Below are 22,658 nucleotides of genomic sequence, written 5' to 3' on the forward strand. Positions count from 1 at the left end.
GCTAACCACACGGCTTGACAGCTCAAGCTTCCATTTGTTCGATCATCCGGTGCAAATTCCCCAGGCTGGTCCGGAGGCTGTCCAGCGGATTCCCCGGGCAGACATCCTGTTCGACGGCGTACCAATCGACCCCGTAGGCCTCTCCCCACTTCAGGATCGGCACGAAGTCGATCACGCCGGTTCCGACCTCGGCGTACGACTGCTTCTCGTCGCGGCTCATATCCTTCAGATGGAGAATCGGCATGCGGCCGCGGTACGGTTCGAGATAAGAGAGCGGATCCCGGCCTGCCTTCTTCACCCAATAGACGTCGATTTCCGCCAGCAGCTTGTTGTCCGGAACCGGCTCGAGCAAGTAGTCGAGCGCATTCCGGCCATCCACCTCCGTCTCGAACTCGAACGCGTGGTTGTGATAGCTGACCCGGAACCCGCCTGACTCCACCTTGCGGGCGACTTCGTTCAGGAACCGCCGCACGTCCCGGTAGCCGGCTTCATTCCGCATGTCGTCCGTCAAGAAAGGGCAGACGAGGTCGACCGTGCCGAACAGCCTGGCCTGCCTCAACACCTCGTCCAGCTCCTGGTCCAGCTCGGCGTAGGATACGTGCATGCCCGCCGCCTGCAGCCCGGTTTCCCGGAGCACTTCCGCTATCCGCTCCGGCTCATAGCCGTGAAGTCCCGATATTTGCACTCCCGCATATCCCATGGCGCGAATTTCCCTCAGGACGCCCGGAAAGTCCGCTTTTGCTTCGTCTCTTACCGTGTACAGCTGTGCCGCCAGTTTGTTCTTCATGTCCAGTCTCTCCTTTGCGTTCGATAGAATGGAAAACGCTTTCCTTCCTTGCCGGAACAATCGCCTGACGCATGTGCGCCAGGCGGCTCTCCCGTGGAGACGGCCGACTCTTGTCAGCTCGCTTCCTCGGACAAAAACTTGTACTGGGCCTGGATTAACCCGTAGTAAATGCCCTTCTCGGCCATCAGCTCGTCGTGGTTCCCGGTCTCCATAATCCGGCCGTGGTCGAGCACGACGATATTGTCCGCGTGGCGGATCGTGGAGAGGCGGTGCGCGATGATGAACGACGTCCGGCCGGCCAGCAGCGTTTTCATCGCTTCCTGGATCTTCAGCTCGGTCTCGGTGTCGATGCTGGCCGTCGCTTCGTCCAGAATGAGGACGCGCGGATCGGCGAGCAGCGCCCGGGCGAACGACAGGAGCTGCCGCTGTCCCATGGACAGCATGCTCCCTCTCTCCTGCACCTCGGTATCGTATCCGCTCGGCAGCGCCATGATGAAGTCGTGCGCATGCACGGCCTTGGCCGCCGCCTCGACCTCCGCGTCCGTGGCGTCCAGCTTGCCGAACCGGATGTTATCCCGGATCGTCCCCGAGAAGATGAACGTATCCTGAAGCACAATGCCGATCTGGGAACGCAGGCTCGTCAAGGTGACGTCGCGAATGTCGTGCCCGTCGATCAGCACCCGCCCCTCGACCGGATCATAGAACCGGCAGAGCAGGTTGATGATGGTGCTTTTGCCGGATCCGGTATGCCCGACGAGCGCGATGGACTGGCCGTCTTTCACATCGAGCTGAATTCCCTTGAGGGCGGGACGCCCGGGCTCGTACTCGAACACAATGTTGTCGAATTGGATCTCGCCCCGGATCGGCGGCAGATCCTTCGCCTGCTTGGCCTCCGCTACGGTCGGCTGCTCGTCGATGAATTCGAAGATACGTTCCGACGAGGCCATAGCCACCAGCAGCTGGGAGTACAGCTGGCCGAGCCGGTTGATCGGCTCCCAGAAGTGGCCGATGTAAGTAGCAAAACCGACCAGAATCCCGACCGTGATCTCCCCACCCTGCACCAGCTTGGCTCCGTAGAGGAACAGGATGCAGTAGCCAATCGCTCCGGTCAGCTCGATCAGCGGACCGAACGACTGGTTGAGCGCGGACGCCCGGTTCCACGACAGCCGGTTTGTATTGTTCATATCTTCGAAATACTTGATGTTTTCCTTTTCCTGCGTATAGGCCTGGGTAACCCGAATGCCCTGGATGCTCTCGTTCAAGTGGGAGTTGAGGCGGGACTGCTTCATCCGCACGTCCTGCCAGCCGAGCCGAATCTTCTTGCGAAGCTTGGCCGAGACGATGAACATGAGCGGGACCGTAACCATAATCGCCAAGCCGAGCTTGAAGTTCAGCATGAGCAGAATAATGATGATCCCCGCCAGCTGAACGCAGTCGATGAGCACGTTTACGACCCCGTTCGTAAACAGGTCCTGCAGCGAGTTGATATCGTTGGTGACCCTCACGAGTACGGAGCCGGCCGGCCGTTTGTCGAAGAAGCGGAACGACAGCCGCTGGATATGACTGAACAGGTCATGGCGCAAATCGTAGATGACCCTCTGGCCGATGACCGAGGTATACTTGATCCGGTAGTTGCTTGCCAGACACTGCACGATATAGGCGAAGGCCATGAGAGCGACGATGAGGAACAGCAGCCGGGCGTTCTTCACCTCCGGCATGAGCGCATGGTCAATCGCATAAGAGATGAACATAGGAATGGCCAGCTTGGTCAGCGTGACCAGAATGACCGTGATCAGAATGATCGGCAGCATCTGCTTGCTGTACGGCTTCATGTAGGTCGCCAGCCGGCGTACCTGGTTCCAGTCGAACGGCTTTTCGATGATGTCGTCGTCCTGGTAGACGAAGCGCTGCTGCTTGCCTTCGGACGGCTGGACGCCGCCCGTTGCGGCTTGCTGCTTCTTACTCAATTGGCCCACCTCTGCTTAACGGGATAAGTTTCGACCTGCGGGCGGTCGGCATACTGAATATTGTAGGTCTCGAGATAAGGACCATCCTGCTCGAGCAGCTCCGCGTGCGTGCCGCGCTGCACGATCTCTCCTTTGTCCAGAACGATGATCTCGTCGGCATGTCGTAAGGAGGAAATCCGGTGTGCTATAATAAAGGTAGTTCGTCCTCTCATCAGCTCGCTGAAGCCCGCCTGGATCTCATGCTCGGTTTCCATATCGACCGCGCTCGTCGCGTCGTCCAGGACGAGAATCTTGGGATCCTTCAGCAGTGCCCGCGCAATCGCGATCCGCTGCTTCTGACCGCCCGACAGTCCCATGCCGCGCTCGCCAACGACGGTATCGTAGCCGAGCGGCAGCTCCATAATGAAGTCATGTGCTTTGGCCAGCTTGGCCGCGCGGACGATCTCCTCCATGGAGATATCGCGCTTCCCGTAGGAGATATTGTTGCGAATCGACGCGGAGAACAGGAACGTCTCCTGGAAGACGATGGCGATTTGGCTGCGCAGCGATTCGATGTCGAGATCTTCAATCGGAATGCCGTCGATGAGCAGCCTGCCTTCTTTGACGTTGTAGGCTCTCATCAGAAGCTGGATGATCGTTGACTTGCCCGACCCTGTTCCGCCGAGAATACCGATGACACTCCCTGGCGCCGCTTCCAGATTGATGTTCCGAAGCGCGGGACTTTTGTCCGGATAGGCGAACGTGACGTTCTGGTAGCTGACGTGCCCCTTCAATCGGTCGCCCGAGACGTCGATCGCCTTGTCGTTGTTCTTGACGTGGACGAAGTGATGGAGCACCTCCAGAATCCGCTCTCCGGATGCTTTGGATTGCGTGAAGTTGTTGATATGAACCCCGATGCTCCACATCGGGCCGATAATATACCAGATCAGGCTGAAGAAGGCGACGAGCTCGCCGACGGACATGCCGCCCTGGATGACGAAGTAACCGCCGGTGCCGAGCAGGATGACGACGCTCAGGTTCGCGAACAGTTCCATAACCGGAAAGTAGCGCGCCCAGATGTTCGACGTAAAGATGTTCGTCCCTTTGTAATCTTCGCTTCTCGCCGCGAATTTCTCAACCTCATACGGCTCTCTCGCGAACGACTTGACGGTCCGCACGCCGGTAATATTCTCCTGCACCGCGGTGGTCAGGTCGCTCATGGATTTGCGGACGCTGCGGAACGCAGGATGGATCCGGCTCTCGAAGCGGACGGCCGTGAACGCAAGGAACGGCATCGTCACCATCGTGATGAGAGTCAGCTTCCAGTTGATGCTGAACATCATCGCGAAGCCGAAGAGCAGCATGCACAGGACGTTGAGAATTTGCGCGAAGCCGAACCCGATGAATTGGCGCATCGCCTCGAGGTCGGCGGTCAGCCGGGACATGAGGTCGCCGGTTCTCGCCTTGTCGTAATACTGGAACGACAAATACTGCAGCTTGTTGTACAGCGCATTCCTCAAGTTGTACGCGACCCGGTTGCCGAGACGTCCGCCGGCGAAGCCCTGCAGGAAAGCGAACATCCCCTTCACGCTGACCACTACGACGACGAGCAGCGCCAGCATCGGCACCTTGCCGAATTCTCTCGGCGCGATCACATCGTCGATCAGATACCGCAGCAGGTTCGGGTAAACCAGGCCGAGAGCGGTCGCCACCACCATACAGATGATGGACAGGAAAAGCAGCTTTTTCTCATGCCAATAATACTCCTTCAACTGCTTAAATACGTTCATGACGCAGCCCTCCCCAAGCACTCGGCTTTTGTGGCGGACGCCCGCTTCCGCGGCGCCGCACCGGGTCTGTCATCCGCATAATGCCCACTCTGCCTGATTCCCCTTTTCGGTTGTCATTGCCTGCCCGTACGGGAGGCGTAACCCTCAATAATCTTTAGCAATAGTAACACCATCCCCAAGGAGCGGCAATTGGTGTATGGTTGCTTAATTCCGGCTGTGGTTACGTATCTCTATAAATTCATTGGAAGATCACCGAAATGCTTTAAAATCATCCAAATCCCCCCATTTCCTTGCCGTTTTCTTCCGCTTCGCCTTCCCCTCTGATTCCGGGGCTCCTTCCCCTTCCGCTGCTGCCCGCAGAACACAAAAACAGGCATCGGAAGCCGGGGCTTCGATGCCTGTTTTTTGAAGGGTTCGTACCGATCAAACGTCCAATCGCATAAGATTCGCGTGGAGCGATTCCAGCTGTTTCACATCAACATGCTGGTCGAGCGAGGCGCGAATGCCTTCGTAATGCTCCCGAAGCGTGCCCATGTCCTGCTCGAGCAGCTGCGCCATCCGTTCTTCGGCCTGTATGCGGTAAGCATTCTTGAGCAGAGCGAGCTGCTCGTCGAGATACCGGCCGACGTCGGCCAACAGCCGACCCTCCAGCTCTTCCCGCAGCTTCGTTCTGCCGCCCTCCTCGAAAAAGAACTTGCTGTTCTTGTAGAAGCGCGTCAGCCAACGGCTCTCGGGCTCCTCCGCCGCAACCGTCTCCGCCACCTCCGGCGTCTCGAAGGCCAGCGTCTCGGTCTCCGGCTCCGGATAGCCCGGCAGCAGGGCGGATGTCTTGTGCCACAGCTGCCCGCGGCGTTTGCGGGCTTCCTTGGTCAGCGTCTGCTCCAGCCGGAGCGTCGTAGCCAGCACCTCCTGGGAGGCGTCGTAGCTCAAATAGCGAACGAGCTCGTGCCAGCTCGAGCGCAGCGCCGAACGAATGTCGCCCTGATCCTCCCGGAGGGCGCCCGGGTGGAACGAGAGCGCGAAGAAATCACCGAACCGGTAAGAGAGGCGCTGCCGGATGTAATAGACCAGCTCCTCCGCTTCCTTGTCGAGCTGGCCGAGCAGGTCGGTCAGCTCGGCCTTGGCAAGCAGACGGCTCGCTTCCCCGAAACGCTTCTCCAGCTCAGCCAGGCTGCGCCGTTTCTCTTCCTCTCCCTTGCGGGCGTTCGCAATCCATTCAGCCAGCATGCCTGCGGCCCGGTTCACCTCGCCGGCGGCCGACTGGACCGCGATGCCGGTCAGCTCCTCCATCGAGAACCGGATGAACTGCCGTTCGAACTCGGCGATGCCCGACTGCTCGACGAGGCCGTCGTCCCCGCGCTCTTTTCCTTCCAGCGCAAGCATGCTGGAGACCGGGTAGATGCGCGGCTGCCGGACGCCGTGCCGGGCAAGGTTCTCCTCGACGTGGTGGACGACCGCGTCCAGCTCGGCTTCGTCGGCGGCGAGATCCGCCGCGTTGACGAGGAAGAACATTTTGTCGAGCTCGAACGCCTCCTTCACGCGTCCGAGCTGCAGCAGGAATTCCCGGTCAGCCTGGGAGAACGCGTGATTGTAGTAGGTCACGAACAGAATGGCGTCCGCGTTCTTGATGTAGTTGAAGGCGACGCCCGTATGCCGGGCATTGATCGAGTCCGCCCCGGGCGTGTCGACGAGCACCATGCCCTGGTCGGTCAGCGGATTCGCCGCGTGCAGGGCGATCGCCTCCACGAAGCAGGACTTGCTCTCGTCCGCGACGTAGGCGGCGAATGCCTCGAAGCCGACGGTCAGCTCCTGGCCGAGATTCCCGTTCGCCTCTGCCCAGCCCCGCTCGACCGCCTTGAGGAACGTGAAATGCGGCTTGCCGCCCTCGTTCACCTGGCTCGGCGCGAGACCCGCAATCGTCCGGAGGCTGTCCTCCCACCCGCCGGCGCTAAAGCCAAGCACTTGAAGCGAGTGGCGCACCTCATCGAGCATCGCGTCGCTGCGCTTCATGCGCACGATGACCGTGCCATGCGGATGCTCATTCGTCGCCGGCAAAATCGTGTTGATCGCCGCTGTCGTCGGATTCGGCGAAACCGGCAGCAGCCGCTCGCCGACCAGGGCGTTGGCGAGAGACGACTTGCCGGCACTGAAGGCGCCGAACAGCGCGATCGTGAAGCGGTTCGTCTCCATGCGCGAAGCCTTGTCGCGCATCGCCCGAACCGCCGACGCCATCGGCGGCAGCTCCGCGAGCAGCTCCGCCGCCTGCCGCAGCGCGCCCGCCGCCTTGCCGAGCCGCTGCCGCTGGCGCTGCGCCTGGGCTGACGCGCCGCCCGCCGGCTGCCCGGCGGCTTCCCGCGCCCCGGCCGCTGCTGCGGCCCGCGCGGCGAGCGCGCCTGCGGCCGGTGCCGCCGGCGCTTCCGCCAGGGCGGCGGCCGCCTCCGGCGCGCCATCGCCGTCCCGGGCCGGCGGCGCGTAGCTGCGCCAGTCCGGCAGTGCCGCGGCGGGAGCCGCGAGCCCGGCGCGCGCCTCGGCGAGCAGCCGCTCGCGGTAGGCGGCAGCTTCATGCTCGAGGCGCTGCAGCTCGTAGAGCGAGGCGAGCCGCTGCCGCAGCGCCGCCAGCGAGCGCTCCGTCTCCGCCGCTTCGGCAGCCCACCGCCGCTCGAGCAGCTCGAGCAGCGTATCGATCAGCCGAAGCGCCGCCTGGCGGAAGCGGCTTTTGGCCTCCGCCGCGATCTGCCGCGAATACGTCAGCGTGTATTCGCCGGTAAAGCCGGCGCTGGTGTTCACCTGCGAGGCGAGCCATTCGGGCGTAACGCTCTGGTCCAGCTCCGCGAGCGCTTCGGCCGGCAGCTCATCTTGCAGCCGGTACTCCTCGGCGAGACGGCGGAACAGATCCTTCAGATGCCACGACAAGCCGGCCTGGACCTTGGACGCGAAATCCGCATGGAACGCCTCAAGCCGGGTTTCGATCTCCTTCGCCGTCTTCTCCGCTCTGCCGAAAAAGCCGACCTTGAAGCCGGGCTTCCGGCTCTGCAGATAATGCTCGGCAAGATCCCGGGTCGGCGCCGGCGTCAGGTTGGCGTTCTCAATGATCGAGACGGCTTCCTGACGCCACGTCTCCCGTTTCTCGGTAGAGAGGCCGGTCAGCGCAGCCAGCCGGCTCTCCAGTCGGTCCGCTTCGGCGAGCGCCTCCTCCCGGTCCGCCATCTCCTCCGCCTCGCGCGCGAGCTCCGCCCGCTGCTCCGCGCCCTTCGCTTCCTGCCAGTCGGCGTGCGCCTCGATCAGCTGCTCGGCCGAATCGGCCACGCTTCGACGATTGAGCGCGTCCGCCTGCTTCAGCAGCCCATGGAACAGCCACAGCAGCTTGTCCCATTCGTTGTTCGGGTGCTCGGGATGCTTGAGAGAGAGGAACAGTATACCCTCCGGACGGATATGCCAGTGGGCGAACGAGTCGCTCACGCTCTTCCGGTAGTCCTCGAACTGCAGCTCGTTCTCCCGATGCTTGTCGATCTGGTTGACGATCAGATAAAGCGGCTTGCCCCAATCCTGCAGCTTTTTGGTGAACGCAAAATTGAGCTCCGATTGGACGTGATTGTAGTCCATGACATAAAAAATAACGTCCGCCAGGTGAAGGGCGGACTCCGTCGCCAGCCGGTGAGCGTCGTCGGTCGAATCGATCCCCGGCGTATCGAGCAGCGTCGCCCGGTCGCCGAGCAGCGGCAGTGGATGCCGAATCTCCACCGCTTCGATCTCTTCGCCGTTCTTGCAGTAAGCCTCCAGATCGTCCAGTGGCACCGATACCGGCTCGTCCGAGCCCGTCCGATAGACCCGCGCTTCGCTCTCTCCGCTGCGGATCGTCACCAGATTAGCGCTGGTCGGAATCGGACTGGATGGCAGCAGTGCCTTGCCGCACAGGCGATTGATCAGACTGGATTTTCCCGCCGAAAAATGGCCGCAGAACGCAACGTCCAGACGGCCCGCTTCCCATTTATGCAGCAGCTGATTCAGCTTGCGCGCATTGTTGTAATCTCCCGCGGCCAGCATTTGTTCGGCCAACACGCGGATGGTGTCTCCCCCGCTCATCCAAACCCTCCATACGATTCCTTGCCGGAACCGTTCTCTATTCTTATTTCTGGACAAGAAAAAAAACCGAATTTCTTCGGTTTCTAGTGTACCACACTTTCTTTAGACGGGAGAAGGATTTCGAACACGTCGCCGTGCTGCAAAATCGTAATGTCCTTTTCCTTGACCTTCATGACAACCACATCCAGCTTGGCCTTCATCCGGTCCAGGTAGTTCTCCGGCACCTCGCCGGATTCACTTACGACGACGCCTTCGATTTCCTTCTCCTCATTTTCGCCAAGCGGCGTCTTCAGGATTTCCTCGTAGATGTCCGAGAAAACTCCGAAGTTGTTCGTATACACCGATATGCATTTCAAGATTCTTCATCCTTCCTGGGTTTGGTCGAGCGGGAGGTTTGGTTTTGCCTTGCCTGTCCGCCCGGGGAGTTTCCGACTTTTTCTAGTGTCGGCATTCCCTGCCGCTTTCATTCTTCGCTTGCCCTCCTTGCACAGATGGAGAAGCGGGCAGCTTCCGCAAAGCGGGCTCTGGGCCTTGCAGTGATATCTCCCAAAAAAAATCAACCGATGATGCGTCAGCGTCCATTCTTCCCTCGGCACCTGCTTCATCAGCTTCTTCTCGACTTCCAGCACGGAATCGGTCTCGGCCGCAAGTCCCAGCCGCTTGGACACCCGCTCCACATGGGTGTCAACGGCAATCGCCGGCTCTCCGAACGCGTTCGATACGACCACGTTCGCCGTCTTGCGCCCGACGCCGGGCAGCTTGACCAATTCTGCATGGCTGCTGGGCACCTCTCCTCCGTACTCAGCCAGGAGCATGCGGCACAACTGCTGGATATGCTTCGCCTTGTTGCGATACAACCCGATCCGCTTAATGTCCTGTTCCAGCTCCTCGAGCGGGACTGCCAGATAATCTTCGGGGGATTTATACTTCTCGAACAATGTCGCCGTCACTTTGTTGACGGTTTCGTCGGTGCATTGAGCCGATAGCAATACCGCAATGGTCAGCTCGAACGGATTGCTGTGATGAAGCTCGCAGTGGGCATCCGGAAACATGGACCCGATGGTGTCCAGAATTTCCCTTACTTTTTGCTTGGTCATCGCGTCCATCTCCTTCGGCTTCAGCCCTCTTGCGGGTTAATCTTTACTAGTGTAACGAATGCGTCCCACCGGCGCAATGCGTTTTCCGTGCCAATTTTCCGAACAAATAGGGCTTCCGGAGCGCTGACGGACAAAACCGTCTGGCGGCAGGCATAAGCCTTTCGCCAGACGGTTGCCGCGTCGCTGCTCTTCGATTCGGGATGCTGACGCCGGTTCCGCTTATTCATCATCCGTTATCCGTTATAGCCAAAAGCGATCCGCAATGCGATCGGGGCTTGCGCCCTTATCAGCGGACTTCGATTTTATCAAGCGCCTTGCCCTTGAACGTCAGCTTGAGCGAGCTGTTCGCAGCGAGGTCGGTCCAGTTGATGGCCGTGCCGCCGGCGGACAGAAGCTTGGTGTCCGGAGTTCCCGTATAGACCTTGGTGGTGCTGTCCTCTTCCCGGACGGTAATCGACCGGGCGGGCGCGTCCTTCGCCGTCAGCATGACATTCTTGACCGTAATCGTCTGGAGCAGATAAACCGTGTCGGTTGCGGCGTTCAGGCTGGCTCTGACGCTCGTGCCGATCGGCAGCTGATCGATAGGTACGGAATCTTTGCCGAGCTGCTCCGCCGTTCCGTAGGAATTATATTTCAGCGTCAAGTACTGATTGTCGACCGTCTTCAGAATGAGCTCGTTCGTGCTTTTGTTGACGGAGGTCAGAATGCCTTCGTAGCCGTTGTTCAGCGTAATCTTGATCAGATCGCCCGAACCGTTGAAGGTAAGATCCACCTTCTGTCCGGTCGTGAACAGCGACTTGAACGATGCCCACGGCACTTTGGAGCCGCCAAATATGAGATCGATGTTCTCGTTGATCGTATAGACGCTCGGCGTGCCGTTCTCCTCTACGATGAAGTATTTCTTGGTTTCATTGTAGTCCGTAATCGTAGCGCGGTAGGTCGTCTCGAGACGGCGCTCTTCGATGAACGCTTTGACGACCTGGCTCTTGCTGTCGATATACAGGGTCACATCGTCCCCTGTCTTCAAATCGCTGACCGTTGCATACGGCGTTCCCTTAAGCACAACCTCCAGCGATGGCGTGTAGGTGTAGGAGCCGAGGCGGCCGTCCGCCATCTTGATCGTCAGGTACAGGTTGCGGTTGTCGTTCTTCAGGTCGATCAGCTTGCCGGACGCGATCGTATCGACGCTGGATGCTTGGATGTCCAGCGCCACGACGACGTTGTTCTCGACCTGGAAGCGGACCGTATCACCGGCGAACAGATGATCCAGACTACGCTCGCCGCCCCGGTACGTAACCGTTACGTCACCCGACAGCGGGTAGGTGGTCTGGCCGGTATCCGGATCTTGGACGGTAATGCTCTTCTTGTCGTCACTCAGTGAGAGAAAAGGGCCTTCGGCCGTTTTGTTCACAGGCACTTCCTTTACCGTAATGTGAACGACCTTGCCGGTCGCACCCGGCAGCCGTCTCAGCTCGATAGCGCTTCCCGGTGCAAGGCCCGCGAGGCTGAGACCGGAGCCGCCTTTGTCCACTACGGCGACGGAAGCCGAGAGATCGTAGGTAGTGGTCGTTCCGTCATCCGCCTTGAGGCTCAGCTTGCGCGCCTCCACGTCGACAGAGGTCACCACGCCGGCGGCGGACACGAGCTCCGCCGCCTGCTCCGTCTCGAGCATGTACACGACGCCGTCCTGGCCGATGGCGGTGACCTGGTAGCCCGGCTTGATGCCGCTCCAGGTCACGAGGCCGGATTCTCCGTAGAAAAAGGCGTCGGCAAAGAGCGGGAAGGAGCGGGTCTGCCCGTCGGCTCCCACGACCTGAACCGAGGAGGACGAGATGGCCATGACGGTGCCGCTGAACGCATAGTCGGACGGCAGCGCCACGCTTGCAGCCGCACGGCTGAGGAACGCCGACATCTGGGCGCGCGTGACCGCTTCTTTGGGACGGAACGTATTGTCGTCGAACCCGTCGACGATCTTGAGGGCAACCGCAGCACCGACAAACCCTGCATCCGATGCGGACAGCTTGTCCTTATCCTTGAAGGAAGACTGTGCGGTCTGGTTTTCGGCCATGCTCTGCTTGCCGATCGCCCGGATCACGACCTTCGCCACCCATTCGCGCGTAGCGCTCTTCGTGCCCCAGGAGCCTGTACCCGACTCTTCCTTGATGTTGATCAGATTGTGGTCAATCGCCGTCATGACGTAGCCTCTCGCGTAATCGCTGACCGTGAAGGGCAGCACGGCGTTGTCCGTCTTCACCTTCAGCGCTTCGTCTTCGAGGCCCATCAGCCGAACGGCCAGGATGAGCACGTCCTGCTGGGAAACCGCCTGCTCCGGATTGTACAGCCCGCGGTCGTCTCCCTGGATGATTCCCTGCAAAGTAAGCTTAGTTATGTACTTATGGGCCCAATGGCTCGTCGCCACGTCGGCGAAAGTGAATTTCGGAGCGGCTGCTTGCGCAGCCGCCTCCGAAGTATTGCCGACAGGGGCTGCCAAAACGGCCTGACCGGGAACGGCTCCCAATACCATTGAAGATATAACCAACGAATAAAGAACTTGCTGCTTCTTCGATTTGCCCGGTCTCATAAAAAAGATCCCCTCTCCTTAATGAACATCTGGAAAAAAGGGCCAGCGAAGGCTGGCCTTATTGGTTATATTAATTTCGTTTGATCGGATGGGGGAAGGACACATGCCCCATCAGCGATTCCTCCTGCTTGCCTTCCAGCAGGATATCCAGCGTCTTCACTTCACTGAATTGGAAGAGCGTCTTCTTGAGCGCATCAAGTGTCAGCAGCTCGCCCTGGGCGCCCCAGCGTCCGCTCGGATCAATCTTCAAGTCGACGACCAGATTGCCTTCATCGATCTTCGCGCTGGTGAACGTAAAGCCGGAGAGCAGCGCGCCCAGCTTGGGATCGGGGGACGACTTGAGCGTCGCGAGTGCCGCCAGATATTTGGACGAATCGGTCGTATACTTGATTTCGGACGCCTTCTCTACGAGCTTCTCGCCGCTCTCGTCGCCGTAGTAGGACTTGATCTGCATCGTTTTTTGAGCATTGGCGGTCGGAGACGGAGAGACGGCTCCGCCCGAGCCGTTCGCCTGGTTGCCGGACGGCGATGTGACCGGACTTGCCTGGCCGATCGGCTGCTCTTTTTGACCGCACGCAGTAAGGGACAGAACGGCCGCAGCCGAGACGGTGACTAGAACTATGGACAGTTTACGCATGTTGGCTCACCCCTTATTGAATCTTCAAAAACGATTTGATACCGTCTACGATACCTTGAGCAACGCGGTCCTGGAAAGCCGGACTGTACATTTTTGCCTCGTCTCCGCTATTGGAGAGATAGCCGATTTCCAGCAGGACAGCCGGCATGTTCGTTTTGGTAATGACGCGGAAATTGTTTTGGCGCACTTTGCGGTCCGGCAGCCCGGCGGCCTGCGTTACGAAGCGGTGCATGATGTTGGCCAGCTGGATGCTATCTTCCTTCCAATAGTACGTTTCCGTTCCGGTTACGTTAGGCGTGTACTTGTTGCCATGGATGGAGACGAAGACGTCGACGCCGGCGTTGTTTGCTTTGGCCACACGCTCGTCCAGCTCAAGGAACGTGTCGTCCGCACGAGAAAGAATAGGATTGATCAGCGGCTCCTTGTCGAGCAGAGCCTTCACCTTAAGCGCCATTGCCAGGTTGAAGTCCTTCTCGTATTTGCCGGTAAGCGAGACAGCGCCGGAATCATGGTCGCCATGTCCCGCATCGATCATAACGTTATAGCGGGTTTGCTTCAGCTTGATGATAACCTGATTCGCGGTCTTGTTCTCGGTTACGGTGTAAGAGACTTTGCTGTTCAGATCGATAACGACGCGCACGGAGGCAGGGTTGTCCGAATAAAGGGAATAGCGGACCTTCGCGATCGCACCGCTGCCGTTCACCTCTCCGAGCTTGGGATTCAGGGCTTGTCCCAGTCGGTTATTCGGCAGATCCACTACGATCCGCTCCGGGCTCGACAGATAGAAGTGCGATGCGGTCAGTGCAGCGGAGCCTTGAATAACAATCTCGTCGCCGGTTGCCTTGATCGACTGAATGACTGGGCCGGATGGCGTCGGAGGCGGTGTTTGAGAACCGCCAGGCAGCTGAATGCCGCCGCCAGCTCCAGGGTTCGTGCCTCCTCCGGAAGGAGGAGTGGTGGGAGGCGTAATCCCGCCCGGTTTGGTCGTTACATAGACCGCCCGCTTGTCGTTGTCCCAGTCCACCTTGATGCCGAGCGTCTCGGCCACGAAGCGAATAGGCACCAGCGTGTTTCCGGCAATGAGCACCGGAGCAGCGTCCATCGCTACGGTCTTTCCGCCCACTTGTGCATTCCGTTTGTTGATCCAGAGGTCGATGTGGGTGTTGTTCTTGTCAATGGAGACCTTGAGCTCTTGCTGGTTCCATTTGACTTCGGCACCGAGATTCTCGGAGATGATCCGGATCGGAACCATCGTATTCTCATTAATGAGACGGGGGGCAACTTCCGGAACCAATAGTTTGCCGTCCAAGTAGAGTGGGATCTTTTCTTCGGCATGGGTGACAGTCGGAATGATGATTAGGAAAAGACACAACGCCAGCAAGGAAGATACTACCTTTTTCATTATACACCTCTGGAATTTAATAGAATATGCCGTGCACCGATAAATTAGACGCAAATATTACCAAAAAGTTGCGCAAAAAAGCTCCCGATCGACACGAAATTCGTTTCGATCGGGAGCTTTTTGGGTAATGGGGCCGAATTGCGCGTTGCGGCCCGGTTTTTCATAGGACGTTTCATAGGAAGCCCCAGGCCCTTCCTCCGCCGGCGGACGGAGATGGAGCCCAGGGCGAATACGGCCGCTTACGCCAGGCCGGCAGCTGCTTCGCCGGAGCCAAGGCGGCCGGCATGCTTGCGCTCGTACGCCGCGATCTTGTCTTCCTGCTGCAGCGTGAGGCCGATGTCGTCGAGGCCGAGCAGCAGGAATTGACGGCGGTGCTCGTCGAGGTCGAACGACAGCTCAAGCCCCTGCCCGTCTTTGATCGTCTTATTCTCAAGATCGACGGTCAGCTGGTAGCCTTCCTGGGCGGCGGTCCGCTGGAACAGATCCTCGACCTGCTCCTCGGACAGCACGATCGGGAGAATGCCGTTCTTGAAGCAGTTATTATAGAAGATGTCCGCAAAGGACGGAGCGATGACGACCCGGAAGCCATAATCCATAATCGCCCATGGTGCATGCTCACGCGACGAGCCGCAGCCAAAGTTGACACGGGAGATTAGGACGGAAGCGCCATCGTAGCGCGGCTTGTTCATTTCGAAAGCGGGGTTTACTTCGCCGTTCTCCAGAAATCTCCATTCGTAGAACAAATACTGGCCGAAGCCGGTCCGTTCGATCCGCTTCAAAAACTGCTTGGGGATAATGGCATCGGTATCCACGTTCACGCGGTCAACCGGAGCGACGATGCCGGTATGCTTTTTGAAAGATTCCATATGTCAGCGACTCCTCATCTATTAATTGAATGTCCAGTTCCGTACGTCGACAAAGCGGCCTTCGATGGCAGCGGCGGCTGCCATAGCCGGGGACACGAGGTGTGTCCGTCCTCCGCGGCCCTGGCGGCCTTCGAAGTTCCGGTTCGAGGTGGACGCGCAGCGCTCGCCCGGGCTCAGCACGTCGGGGTTCATCGCCAGGCACATGCTGCAGCCGGCATCACGCCATTCGAATCCGGCTTCCTCGAAGATCTTGTCGAGCCCTTCCTGCTCGGCCTGCAGCTTGACGCGGCCCGAACCCGGAACGACGATTGCATTCACCTTCGGCGAGACCTTGTAGCCTTTGGCGACCGAAGCTGCCGCACGCAGGTCCTCGATCCGTCCGTTCGTGCAGGAGCCGATGAAAACGCGGTCGATGGCTAGCTCGCTCATCGGCGTTCCCGGCGTCAGCCCCATGTATTCCAGTGCCTTCTCAGCGGCTTTGCGCTCGTTGTCCGAAACGAAGCTGGCCGGATCCGGAACGAGGGCGTTGATGCCCGTGCCCATCCCCGGGCTTGTTCCCCAGGTCACCTGCGGAATCAACGATGCGGCGTCGAATTCGACGACGCGGTCGTAAACGGCTCCTTCGTCGGTCACAAGCTGCTTCCACTCGGCCACCGCCGCGTCGAAGTCTGCTCCTTGCGGGACGTATTGGCGGCCGCGCAGATAGCTGAACGTCGTCTCGTCCGGCGCGATCAGGCCGGCGCGAGCGCCTGCTTCAATCGACATGTTGCAAACCGTCATCCGCTCTTCCATCGAGAGGCCGCGGATCGATTCGCCAGTATATTCAATGACGTAGCCGGTTGCGAAGTCGGTGCCGTACTGCGCGATGATGCCGAGAATGAGGTCTTTCGCAGTGATGCCCGGCTTCAGCTTGCCGTTCACGCGCACTTCCATCGTCTTGGATTTCGCCTGCTGCAGACATTGGGTGGCCATAACGTGCTCCACCTCGCTCGTTCCGATGCCGAAGGCGAGAGCGCCGAACGCGCCGTGCGTCGACGTGTGGCTGTCGCCGCAAACGATCGTCTTGCCCGGGTGCGTCAGGCCGAGCTCCGGCCCCATGACGTGGACGACGCCCTGGTCGATATTGTCGAGATCATAGAGCGTTACGCCGAAGTCCGCGCAGTTTTGGGACAGGGTGTCGATCTGCTGCTTGGAGATCGGATCGGCGATATTGAAGCGGTCCTTGGTCGGGACGTTGTGGTCCATTGTCGCGAACGTCAAATCTGGACGGCGGACCTTGCGGCCGGCGAGACGAAGTCCCTCGAACGCCTGGGGAGATGTCACCTCGTGCACCAGGTGCAGGTCGATGTACAGAATGCTCGGCTTGCCGGCTTCCTCGTAAATAACGTGGTTGTTCCAAATTTTTTCGTATAATGTTTTGGCCATGTTCGGTTCACCTCTACGCATGATATCCGTTCCACCCGGCTTTGCCTAGATGGCTGCGGGTTTGGAGTTGTCAATAATCGTAGCATTTCTTTCTTCATTGTTCCAAGATATAATATCTATAGCATTGATAGGTAAAACCAATAGAGGCAACATAAAAAGGCGGGCTCTCCGCCCGCCTTCCCGCCTTCAACATCGCACACCAAAGGAGCATCTACCCAATGGAATTACGCCAGCTGCAGTACGCCGTCCAGATCGCCGCGGAGAAGAATTTCTCTCGCGCGGCCGAAAAGCTGCATATCGCCCAACCCTCGCTCAGCCAGCAGCTGTCCAAGCTGGAGAAGGAAATCGGCGTCCTGCTCTTCCAGCGCAACACGAACTCAGTCGAGCTGACCCGCGCGGGAGCCGTCTTCGTCGAGAAGGCGCAGAGCATTCTCGATCAGGTCACCCAGCTGCGCAACGAGATGGAGGATATCTCGCAAGTGAAGAAAGGGAAGCTGGTCGTCGGGACGCTGCCGATCACGGGCTCCCACCTGCTGCCTCTCGTGCTGCCGGTATTCCGCCAGCGCTTCCCGGATATAGAAATCGTCCTCGTCGAGGAGACGTCGTCTCGGCTGGAGGGACTGACCGCTAGCGGGCAGACCGATATCAGCCTCCTGTCTCTCCCCATGGAGGAGAAGTCGCTCACCTATCTGCCGCTAGTCGACGAGGAGATTCTGCTTGCCGTCCCCGCCAAGCATCCGCTGGCCGCCCTGGCCGGCCGCTCCGAGAAGGAAGGCCCCCACGTGGACCTCGCCGACCTGGCCGGCGAGCCGTTCGTCGTGCTCAAGAAGGGACAGGGCTTCCGCCAGATGATGTTCCTCCTGTGCCAGTCCGCCGGCTTCGACCCGCAGGTGGCGGTCGAGAGCGGCAATATCGTCACCGTCCAATCGCTTGTCGCGGCCGGTCTCGGTATCGCCCTGGTGCCTTCGCTTGTCGCCCGGGCGTCCGAGGCGCCGTTCACGCCCGTCTATCTTCCACTTAAGGGACACCCGACCCGGTCGATCGTCATCGCTTACCGGAACGGGCGCTATCTGTCTAAAGCGGCGGAAGCGTTCATCTCCACCGTCCACGAGGTGTTCGGGCCCCCCAAGGAACGAACATCCGGTTAATCGAGGCGGTACAGTCCCGGTTTGCGGTCTTCGAATACGGGGATTTTCCGCCTGACGGCCTCGACCTCCGCGACGGGTACGTCGGCCGTCAGAATCGCCTCCTCTTCTCCCCCCTCGAGGAGAATGTCGCCCCAAGGGCCGATGATCATCGAGTGGCCGAAAAAGGAAGTCGTCCCGCTGGTGCCGACACGGTTGCAGGCGATGACGACCGTCTGGTTCTCGATCGCCCGGGCGAGGAGCAGCGTCCGCCAATGGGCGAGACGGGGATGCGGCCATTCCGCGGGAACGAACAGCAGCTTGGCGCCGCCCAGCGCGTAGGTACGCGACAGCTCGGGGAAGCGGATGTCGTAGCAGATTTGGAGCCCGGCAGGGATACCGTCAATGTCCGCCCGGACGAGACGGTCGCCGGCCAGGAGATGCTTTTCCTCGTCCATGAGACGAAACAGGTGCACCTTGGAGTACTGGGCCGTGACGCGCCCTTCGCGGTCGAAGACATAAGTCGTATTGTATACGCCGTCCTCCCGCTTCTCGGCGATCGAGCCGGCTACTGCATGGATGCTGTGCTCCCGGCAGAACGACCCGATGACCTCCTTGGTTCTCTCCCCGTTCGAATCGGCCAGCTCGCCGATCCGGTCCAGCGCATAGCCGGTGTTCCACATTTCGGGGAAGACGAGGACGTCCGGCTTGGGATCGGCGGACGCCGCTTCGGTCATCATGCGGTGCAGACGGGCGAAGTTCGCCTCGGTGTCGCCGACGGCAATCTCCATTTGCAGAAGACTGACCCGCAGCGACCGTAGTTCAGTATTGGAAGTCAAGACAATCCCTCTTCTCGTTCAAGTTGTTCCTCTATCATAGGAAAAAATGGCGGCAACGGCAATCGGAGTTCTTATTCCCTGTAAACTGCTCGGTTCAATCAGCATTCATCGCTATACAGCGCTCCCTGAATCATGGTAAAGTAGGACTACTGTTAACGGAAAGTAATGGAGCGTGAAACTGTATGCAGCCAACATCCCGAATCGCCATTGCGCCCGCCGAGCGGATGCAGACGCTGCCGGCCCAGTTTTTTGCCGGTCTGGTGCAAAAGGCGAACCAACGCGTGCTGGAAGGCCGCGACGTCATCAATCTGGGGCAGGGCAATCCCGACCGCCCCACTCCTCCTCATATCGTGGCCAAGCTGCAGGAAGCCGCCGCGAACCCGCTCTATCACAAGTATCCTCCCTTCAGCGGCTTCGGCTTTTTGAAGGAAGCGGTCGCCGAGCGCTACCGTGAGGACTACGGAGTCGAGCTGGATCCCGAGACCGAGGTCGCCATCCTGTTCGGCGGCAAAACCGGACTCGTTGAAATCAGCCAATGCCTGCTGAATCCCGGCGATGTGTGCCTCGTCCCCGATCCGGGCTATCCGGATTACTGGTCGGGCGTCGCGCTCGCCGAAGCCCGCTTGGTGCCGATGCCGCTTCTTGCGCAGAACCGGTTCCTCCCGGATTACTCCCTCCTCTCGGCCGCCGATCTCGAGCGCGCCAAGCTGATGTTCGTTAACTATCCGAACAATCCGACGGGAGCGTGCGCCCCCCGCTCGTTTTACGAGGAGACGGTAGCCTTTGCCGAGCGTCACGGCGTCGTCGTGGCGAGCGACTTCGCTTACGGAGCGATCGGCTTCGGGGACAGCCGGCCCGTCAGCTTCCTGGAGATCCCCGGCGCCAAGGAGGTCGGCGTGGAATTTTATACGATGTCCAAAACGTACAACATGGCTGGCTGGCGCGTAGGATTTGCGCTCGGCAACCGCGAAGTGATCCGCCTGCTCAATCTGATGCAGGACCACTACTATGTCAGCCTGTTCGGAGCTGTGCAGGCCGCCGCGGCCGAAGCGTTGACCGCCTCTCAGGACTGCGTCCGCGAGCTTGTCTCCGTGTACGCCTCCCGACGCCGTGCTCTATACGAAGCGTTGGACCGGATCGGCTGGCAGGCTGAGCCGTCGGAGGGGTCGTTCTTCTGCTGGCTGCCCGTTCCGGAAGGATACACGTCAGCTTCGTTCGCAGACAAGCTGCTGCAGGAGGCCGATGTGGTCGTGGCGCCGGGAATCGGATTCGGTGCAAGCGGCGAAGGGTATGTCCGGCTAGGCCTGCTCTCGACCGAAGAGCGGCTCGTGGAAGGAGTCGAGCGGGTCGGCCGGCTCGGCTTGTTCCGCTGATGGGTGTTGTGGCAGGTGACCTGATCCCGGGCCGGGTCGGCCGGGACGCAAGAACGTCGGTAGCCCCGCCAATTTCGCATCTTTGGGCCCTTTCTCCGTTCTTTACAAAGGCGGAACGATAGTGCTATTCTAGCTTCAACAGCAGCCCATGACTGCGACAAGGCGAGGAGCGCTGGACGCTTCCCGCCGCCGCCCGCCGGCGACTGCGGGACCGACTTTCGTCCATCTGGGCGAAAGTTTTTTTGCTAACGAGGTCGTGAAGACCCGTTGTTTCTGAAGGAAAGAAGGGATCGCATGCAGCCGAGGATCGTCGTCAAAATCGGGAGCAGCTCGATCACATCGGATCACGGCGGACTCGACCGCGACAAGGTCGCGTTCTTCGCCTCCGAGCTGAGCTCTCTCCACAAGAAAGGCTACCAGGTCCTTCTCGTCACGTCCGGCGCCATCGCAGCCGGCTTCACCCTGATCGGCTACAAGAAGAGACCGAAACTGCTGCACGAGAAGCAGGCCTCCGCCTCCGTAGGCCAGGCCATTCTAATGCAAAATTATCAGGAGGCGTTCGCAAGAGAAGGCATCCTCGCCTCCCAGATTCTGCTGACGCGCTCCGACTTCTCGAGCCGCAAGCGGGCGCTCAACGCTTCCCGCACCATCGAGGAGCTGCTCGTGCACGGCATCGTGCCTGTCATCAACGAGAACGATACCGTCTCGATCGACGAGCTCAAATTCAGCGAGAACGATACGCTGTCGGCGCTCGTGGCAAATCTCGTGAAAGCCCGGCAGCTCGTCATCATCACCGATATGGATGGCCTGTACACCGAGGACCCGCGCAAAAATCCGGACGCCCAGCGCATCGACCGCGTCGAGGAGATCACGGACGAGATTGTTGGCCTCGCGGGAGGCGCAGGCTCCTCCGTCGGAACGGGAGGCATGCGCTCCAAGGTGGAGGCGGCCCGCATCGCCGTCCGCGGCGGCATCCCGGTCTTCGTCGGCAAGGTAGCCACCCCCGGAGATCTGAATGCGGCGGCTGCGGGCAGCGGCCGCGGGACGTATTTCGAAACCCAGCTGCACAGTCTGCCGATGAAGAAGCAGTGGGTCGGCTTCCACTCGCTGCCCAAGGGAAGTGTCAGCGTGGACGCCGGGGCCGAGCTTGCCCTCCTGAACGGCGGGAAAAGTTTGCTGCCCGCAGGGATCAAACAGATCGAAGGCGAGTTCGAGCGGGGCGACGTCATTGAGGTGCTGTCGCTCGACCGCCGTCCGCTCGGCCGGGGCATCGTCAATTACGCCTCCTGGCAGCTGAAGGAAATAGCCGGGATGACGACCACAGATGTGAAGAACCGGATGGACGTTGCCCGGATCGAAGTCATTCACCGCGACGAATGGGTATCTACCGTATAGACGAATAGGTTTCTACCGTATAAGAAGACAGTGAATTCCATACCATGGGAGGGCGTAGACGAATGAGCGAAGTGAAACAGCTGGCCGAACGCGCCAAACTAACGACCACGCTGCTCGGTACACTCACAACCGAGGAGAAGAACGAAGCGCTGTCCGCGATGGCGGACGCGCTGGTCCGCGAGCAGGAGTCTCTCCTCGCTGCGAACAAGGAGGACCTGAGGCGCGGCCGGGAGAACGGAATGAGCTCGTCTCTCCTCGACCGTCTCGAGCTGAACGAGAACCGGATCGCCTCGATGGCGGACGGGCTGCGGGACATCGTCAAGCTGCCTGACCCGGTAGGCGACAAGCTTGAGGAGATCCAGCGGCCAAACGGCCTGCTCATCCATAAAATCCGGGTGCCGCTCGGCCTCATCGGCATCATCTACGAAGCGCGCCCCAATGTGACGGTAGATGCGGTCGGCCTGTGCCTCAAAACCGGCAATGCGGTACTGCTGAGAGGCGGACGCGATGCTCTGTCCTCGAACCGGCGGATCGTCGAGATTCTCCGCGATGCTCTGGCGTCCACTCAAGTCCCTGCCGATGCCATCCAACTTGTTACCAGCTCGGACCGTTCGTCCGTCGATGAGATGCTGCAGCTGAACGGGCTGCTGGATGTCATCATTCCGCGCGGCGGCGCCTCGCTCATCCAGAATGTCGTCCGCAATGCGACGGTGCCGGTGATCGAGACGGGAGCCGGCATCTGCCATACGTACATCGACGCCTCGGCGGATCCCGACATGGCGGAGCGGATCGCCCTGAATGCGAAGGTGCAGCGTCCCTCGGTCTGCAATTCCATGGAGACGCTGCTCGTCATTGAGGATTTTGCCGGCCCGCATCTGACGGCCCTCGCGGACAAATTGTCCGCCGCCGGCGTGGAGCTCCGGGGCTGCCCAAGGACGAGAGAGCTCGTTCCGAACGCGAAAGAAGCGACTGAGCAGGATTATGCCACCGAATATAACGATTATATTCTCAATGTAAAGGTCGTCTCCCAGCTCGAGGAGGCGCTCGCCCACATCCGTACATACGGAACCATGCATTCGGAGTGCATCGTGACGGAGGACCGCCGCAACGCGGAGCGGTTCCTGAACGAAGTGGATGCGGCGGCGGTGTATGTGAACGCCTCTACACGGTTTACCGACGGAGGCGAATTCGGCTTCGGCGCCGAAATCGGCATTAGCACGCAGAAGCTGCACGTCCGCGGGCCGATGGGCCTGCCCGCTCTTACGTCAACCAAATATTATGTCTACGGCACCGGACAAATTAGAGAGTAATCG

16 protein-coding genes are annotated in these 22,658 nt (G+C 59.9%); 4 read left to right on the plus strand and 12 right to left on the minus strand.

What is annotated here, in order from left to right; genetic code table 11:
• Positions 1–22 precede the first annotated feature (22 nt).
• The 11 genes from KJS47_RS03330 to leuC all read right to left on the minus strand — a co-directional run bounded on the left by KJS47_RS03330 (position 23) and on the right by leuC (position 16,614).
• The gene (locus tag KJS47_RS03330) at positions 23–787 is read right to left on the minus strand and encodes a sugar phosphate isomerase/epimerase family protein (RefSeq protein WP_213522765.1); all 765 of its coding nucleotides are present in this window, start codon (positions 785–787) and stop codon (positions 23–25) included.
• 113 nt (positions 788–900) lie between these two features.
• A complete protein-coding gene (locus KJS47_RS03335) occupies positions 901–2,754 on the minus strand; it encodes an ABC transporter ATP-binding protein (RefSeq protein ID WP_249716079.1) in 1,854 nt (617 codons plus the stop codon).
• Positions 2,751–4,523 carry an ABC transporter ATP-binding protein gene (locus KJS47_RS03340; RefSeq protein ID WP_213522767.1) on the minus strand — a complete coding sequence of 591 codons (1,773 nt, stop codon included), beginning with the start codon at positions 4,521–4,523 and terminating at the stop codon, positions 2,751–2,753. The genes KJS47_RS03335 and KJS47_RS03340 overlap by 4 nt, the downstream gene beginning before the upstream one ends.
• A 423-nt stretch (positions 4,524–4,946) precedes the next feature.
• A complete protein-coding gene (locus tag KJS47_RS03345) occupies positions 4,947–8,606 on the minus strand; it encodes a dynamin family protein (RefSeq protein WP_213522768.1) in 3,660 nt (1,219 codons plus the stop codon).
• Positions 8,607–8,689: 83 nt separating this feature from the next.
• Positions 8,690–8,962 (minus strand): NAD/NADP transhydrogenase alpha subunit, encoded by a 273-nt coding sequence (locus KJS47_RS03350; RefSeq protein ID WP_213522769.1) that lies wholly within the window; start codon positions 8,960–8,962, stop codon positions 8,690–8,692.
• Between the two features lie 6 nt (positions 8,963–8,968).
• Positions 8,969–9,703, minus strand: coding sequence for an endonuclease III (gene nth / locus KJS47_RS03355; protein ID WP_213522770.1), 735 nt, complete (start codon positions 9,701–9,703; stop codon positions 8,969–8,971).
• Between the two features lie 286 nt (positions 9,704–9,989).
• Positions 9,990–12,284 (minus strand): S-layer homology domain-containing protein, encoded by a 2,295-nt coding sequence (locus KJS47_RS03360; RefSeq protein ID WP_213522771.1) that lies wholly within the window; start codon positions 12,282–12,284, stop codon positions 9,990–9,992.
• Positions 12,285–12,354: 70 nt separating this feature from the next.
• Complete coding sequence (locus KJS47_RS03365; RefSeq protein WP_213522772.1) at positions 12,355–12,921, minus strand: GerMN domain-containing protein; 567 nt, start codon at positions 12,919–12,921, stop codon at positions 12,355–12,357.
• Positions 12,922–12,934: 13 nt separating this feature from the next.
• Entirely contained in the window at positions 12,935–14,323 is a 1,389-nt protein-coding gene (locus KJS47_RS03370) for an N-acetylmuramoyl-L-alanine amidase family protein (protein WP_213522774.1), read from the minus strand.
• A gap of 239 nt (positions 14,324–14,562) precedes the next feature.
• Positions 14,563–15,189: a 3-isopropylmalate dehydratase small subunit gene (gene leuD / locus KJS47_RS03375; protein ID WP_213522776.1), complete on the minus strand. Its 627-nt coding sequence runs from the start codon at positions 15,187–15,189 to the stop codon at positions 14,563–14,565.
• Between the two features lie 21 nt (positions 15,190–15,210).
• Positions 15,211–16,614: a 3-isopropylmalate dehydratase large subunit gene (gene leuC / locus KJS47_RS03380; RefSeq protein ID WP_213522778.1), complete on the minus strand. Its 1,404-nt coding sequence runs from the start codon at positions 16,612–16,614 to the stop codon at positions 15,211–15,213.
• A gap of 218 nt (positions 16,615–16,832) precedes the next feature.
• Here leuC and KJS47_RS03385 point away from each other — a divergent pair, with 218 nt between their 5' ends.
• Positions 16,833–17,762, plus strand: coding sequence for a LysR family transcriptional regulator (locus tag KJS47_RS03385; protein WP_213522780.1), 930 nt, complete (start codon positions 16,833–16,835; stop codon positions 17,760–17,762).
• On the opposite strand, the gene KJS47_RS03390 is transcribed toward KJS47_RS03385, so the two are convergent.
• On the minus strand, positions 17,759–18,577 hold the full coding sequence (locus KJS47_RS03390) for a carbon-nitrogen family hydrolase (RefSeq protein WP_283772048.1): 819 nt from the start codon (positions 18,575–18,577) through the stop codon (positions 17,759–17,761). The genes KJS47_RS03385 and KJS47_RS03390 overlap by 4 nt on opposite strands.
• Positions 18,578–18,759: 182 nt before the next feature.
• Here KJS47_RS03390 and KJS47_RS03395 point away from each other — a divergent pair, with 182 nt between their 5' ends.
• From KJS47_RS03395 to KJS47_RS03405, 3 genes are all read left to right on the plus strand, one after another.
• Positions 18,760–19,950 (plus strand): pyridoxal phosphate-dependent aminotransferase, encoded by a 1,191-nt coding sequence (locus tag KJS47_RS03395; protein ID WP_213522782.1) that lies wholly within the window; start codon positions 18,760–18,762, stop codon positions 19,948–19,950.
• A 294-nt stretch (positions 19,951–20,244) separates the two neighbouring features.
• Positions 20,245–21,345 carry a glutamate 5-kinase gene (gene proB, locus KJS47_RS03400; protein ID WP_213522784.1) on the plus strand — a complete coding sequence of 367 codons (1,101 nt, stop codon included), beginning with the start codon at positions 20,245–20,247 and terminating at the stop codon, positions 21,343–21,345.
• Positions 21,346–21,407: 62 nt separating this feature from the next.
• Positions 21,408–22,655, plus strand: a complete 1,248-nt coding sequence (locus KJS47_RS03405; RefSeq protein WP_213522786.1) for a glutamate-5-semialdehyde dehydrogenase — start codon at positions 21,408–21,410, stop codon at positions 22,653–22,655.
• Positions 22,656–22,658 lie beyond the last annotated feature (3 nt).

The organism is Paenibacillus sp. J31TS4 (assembly GCF_018403265.1).
GTDB lineage: Bacteria > Bacillota > Bacilli > Paenibacillales > NBRC-103111 > J31TS4.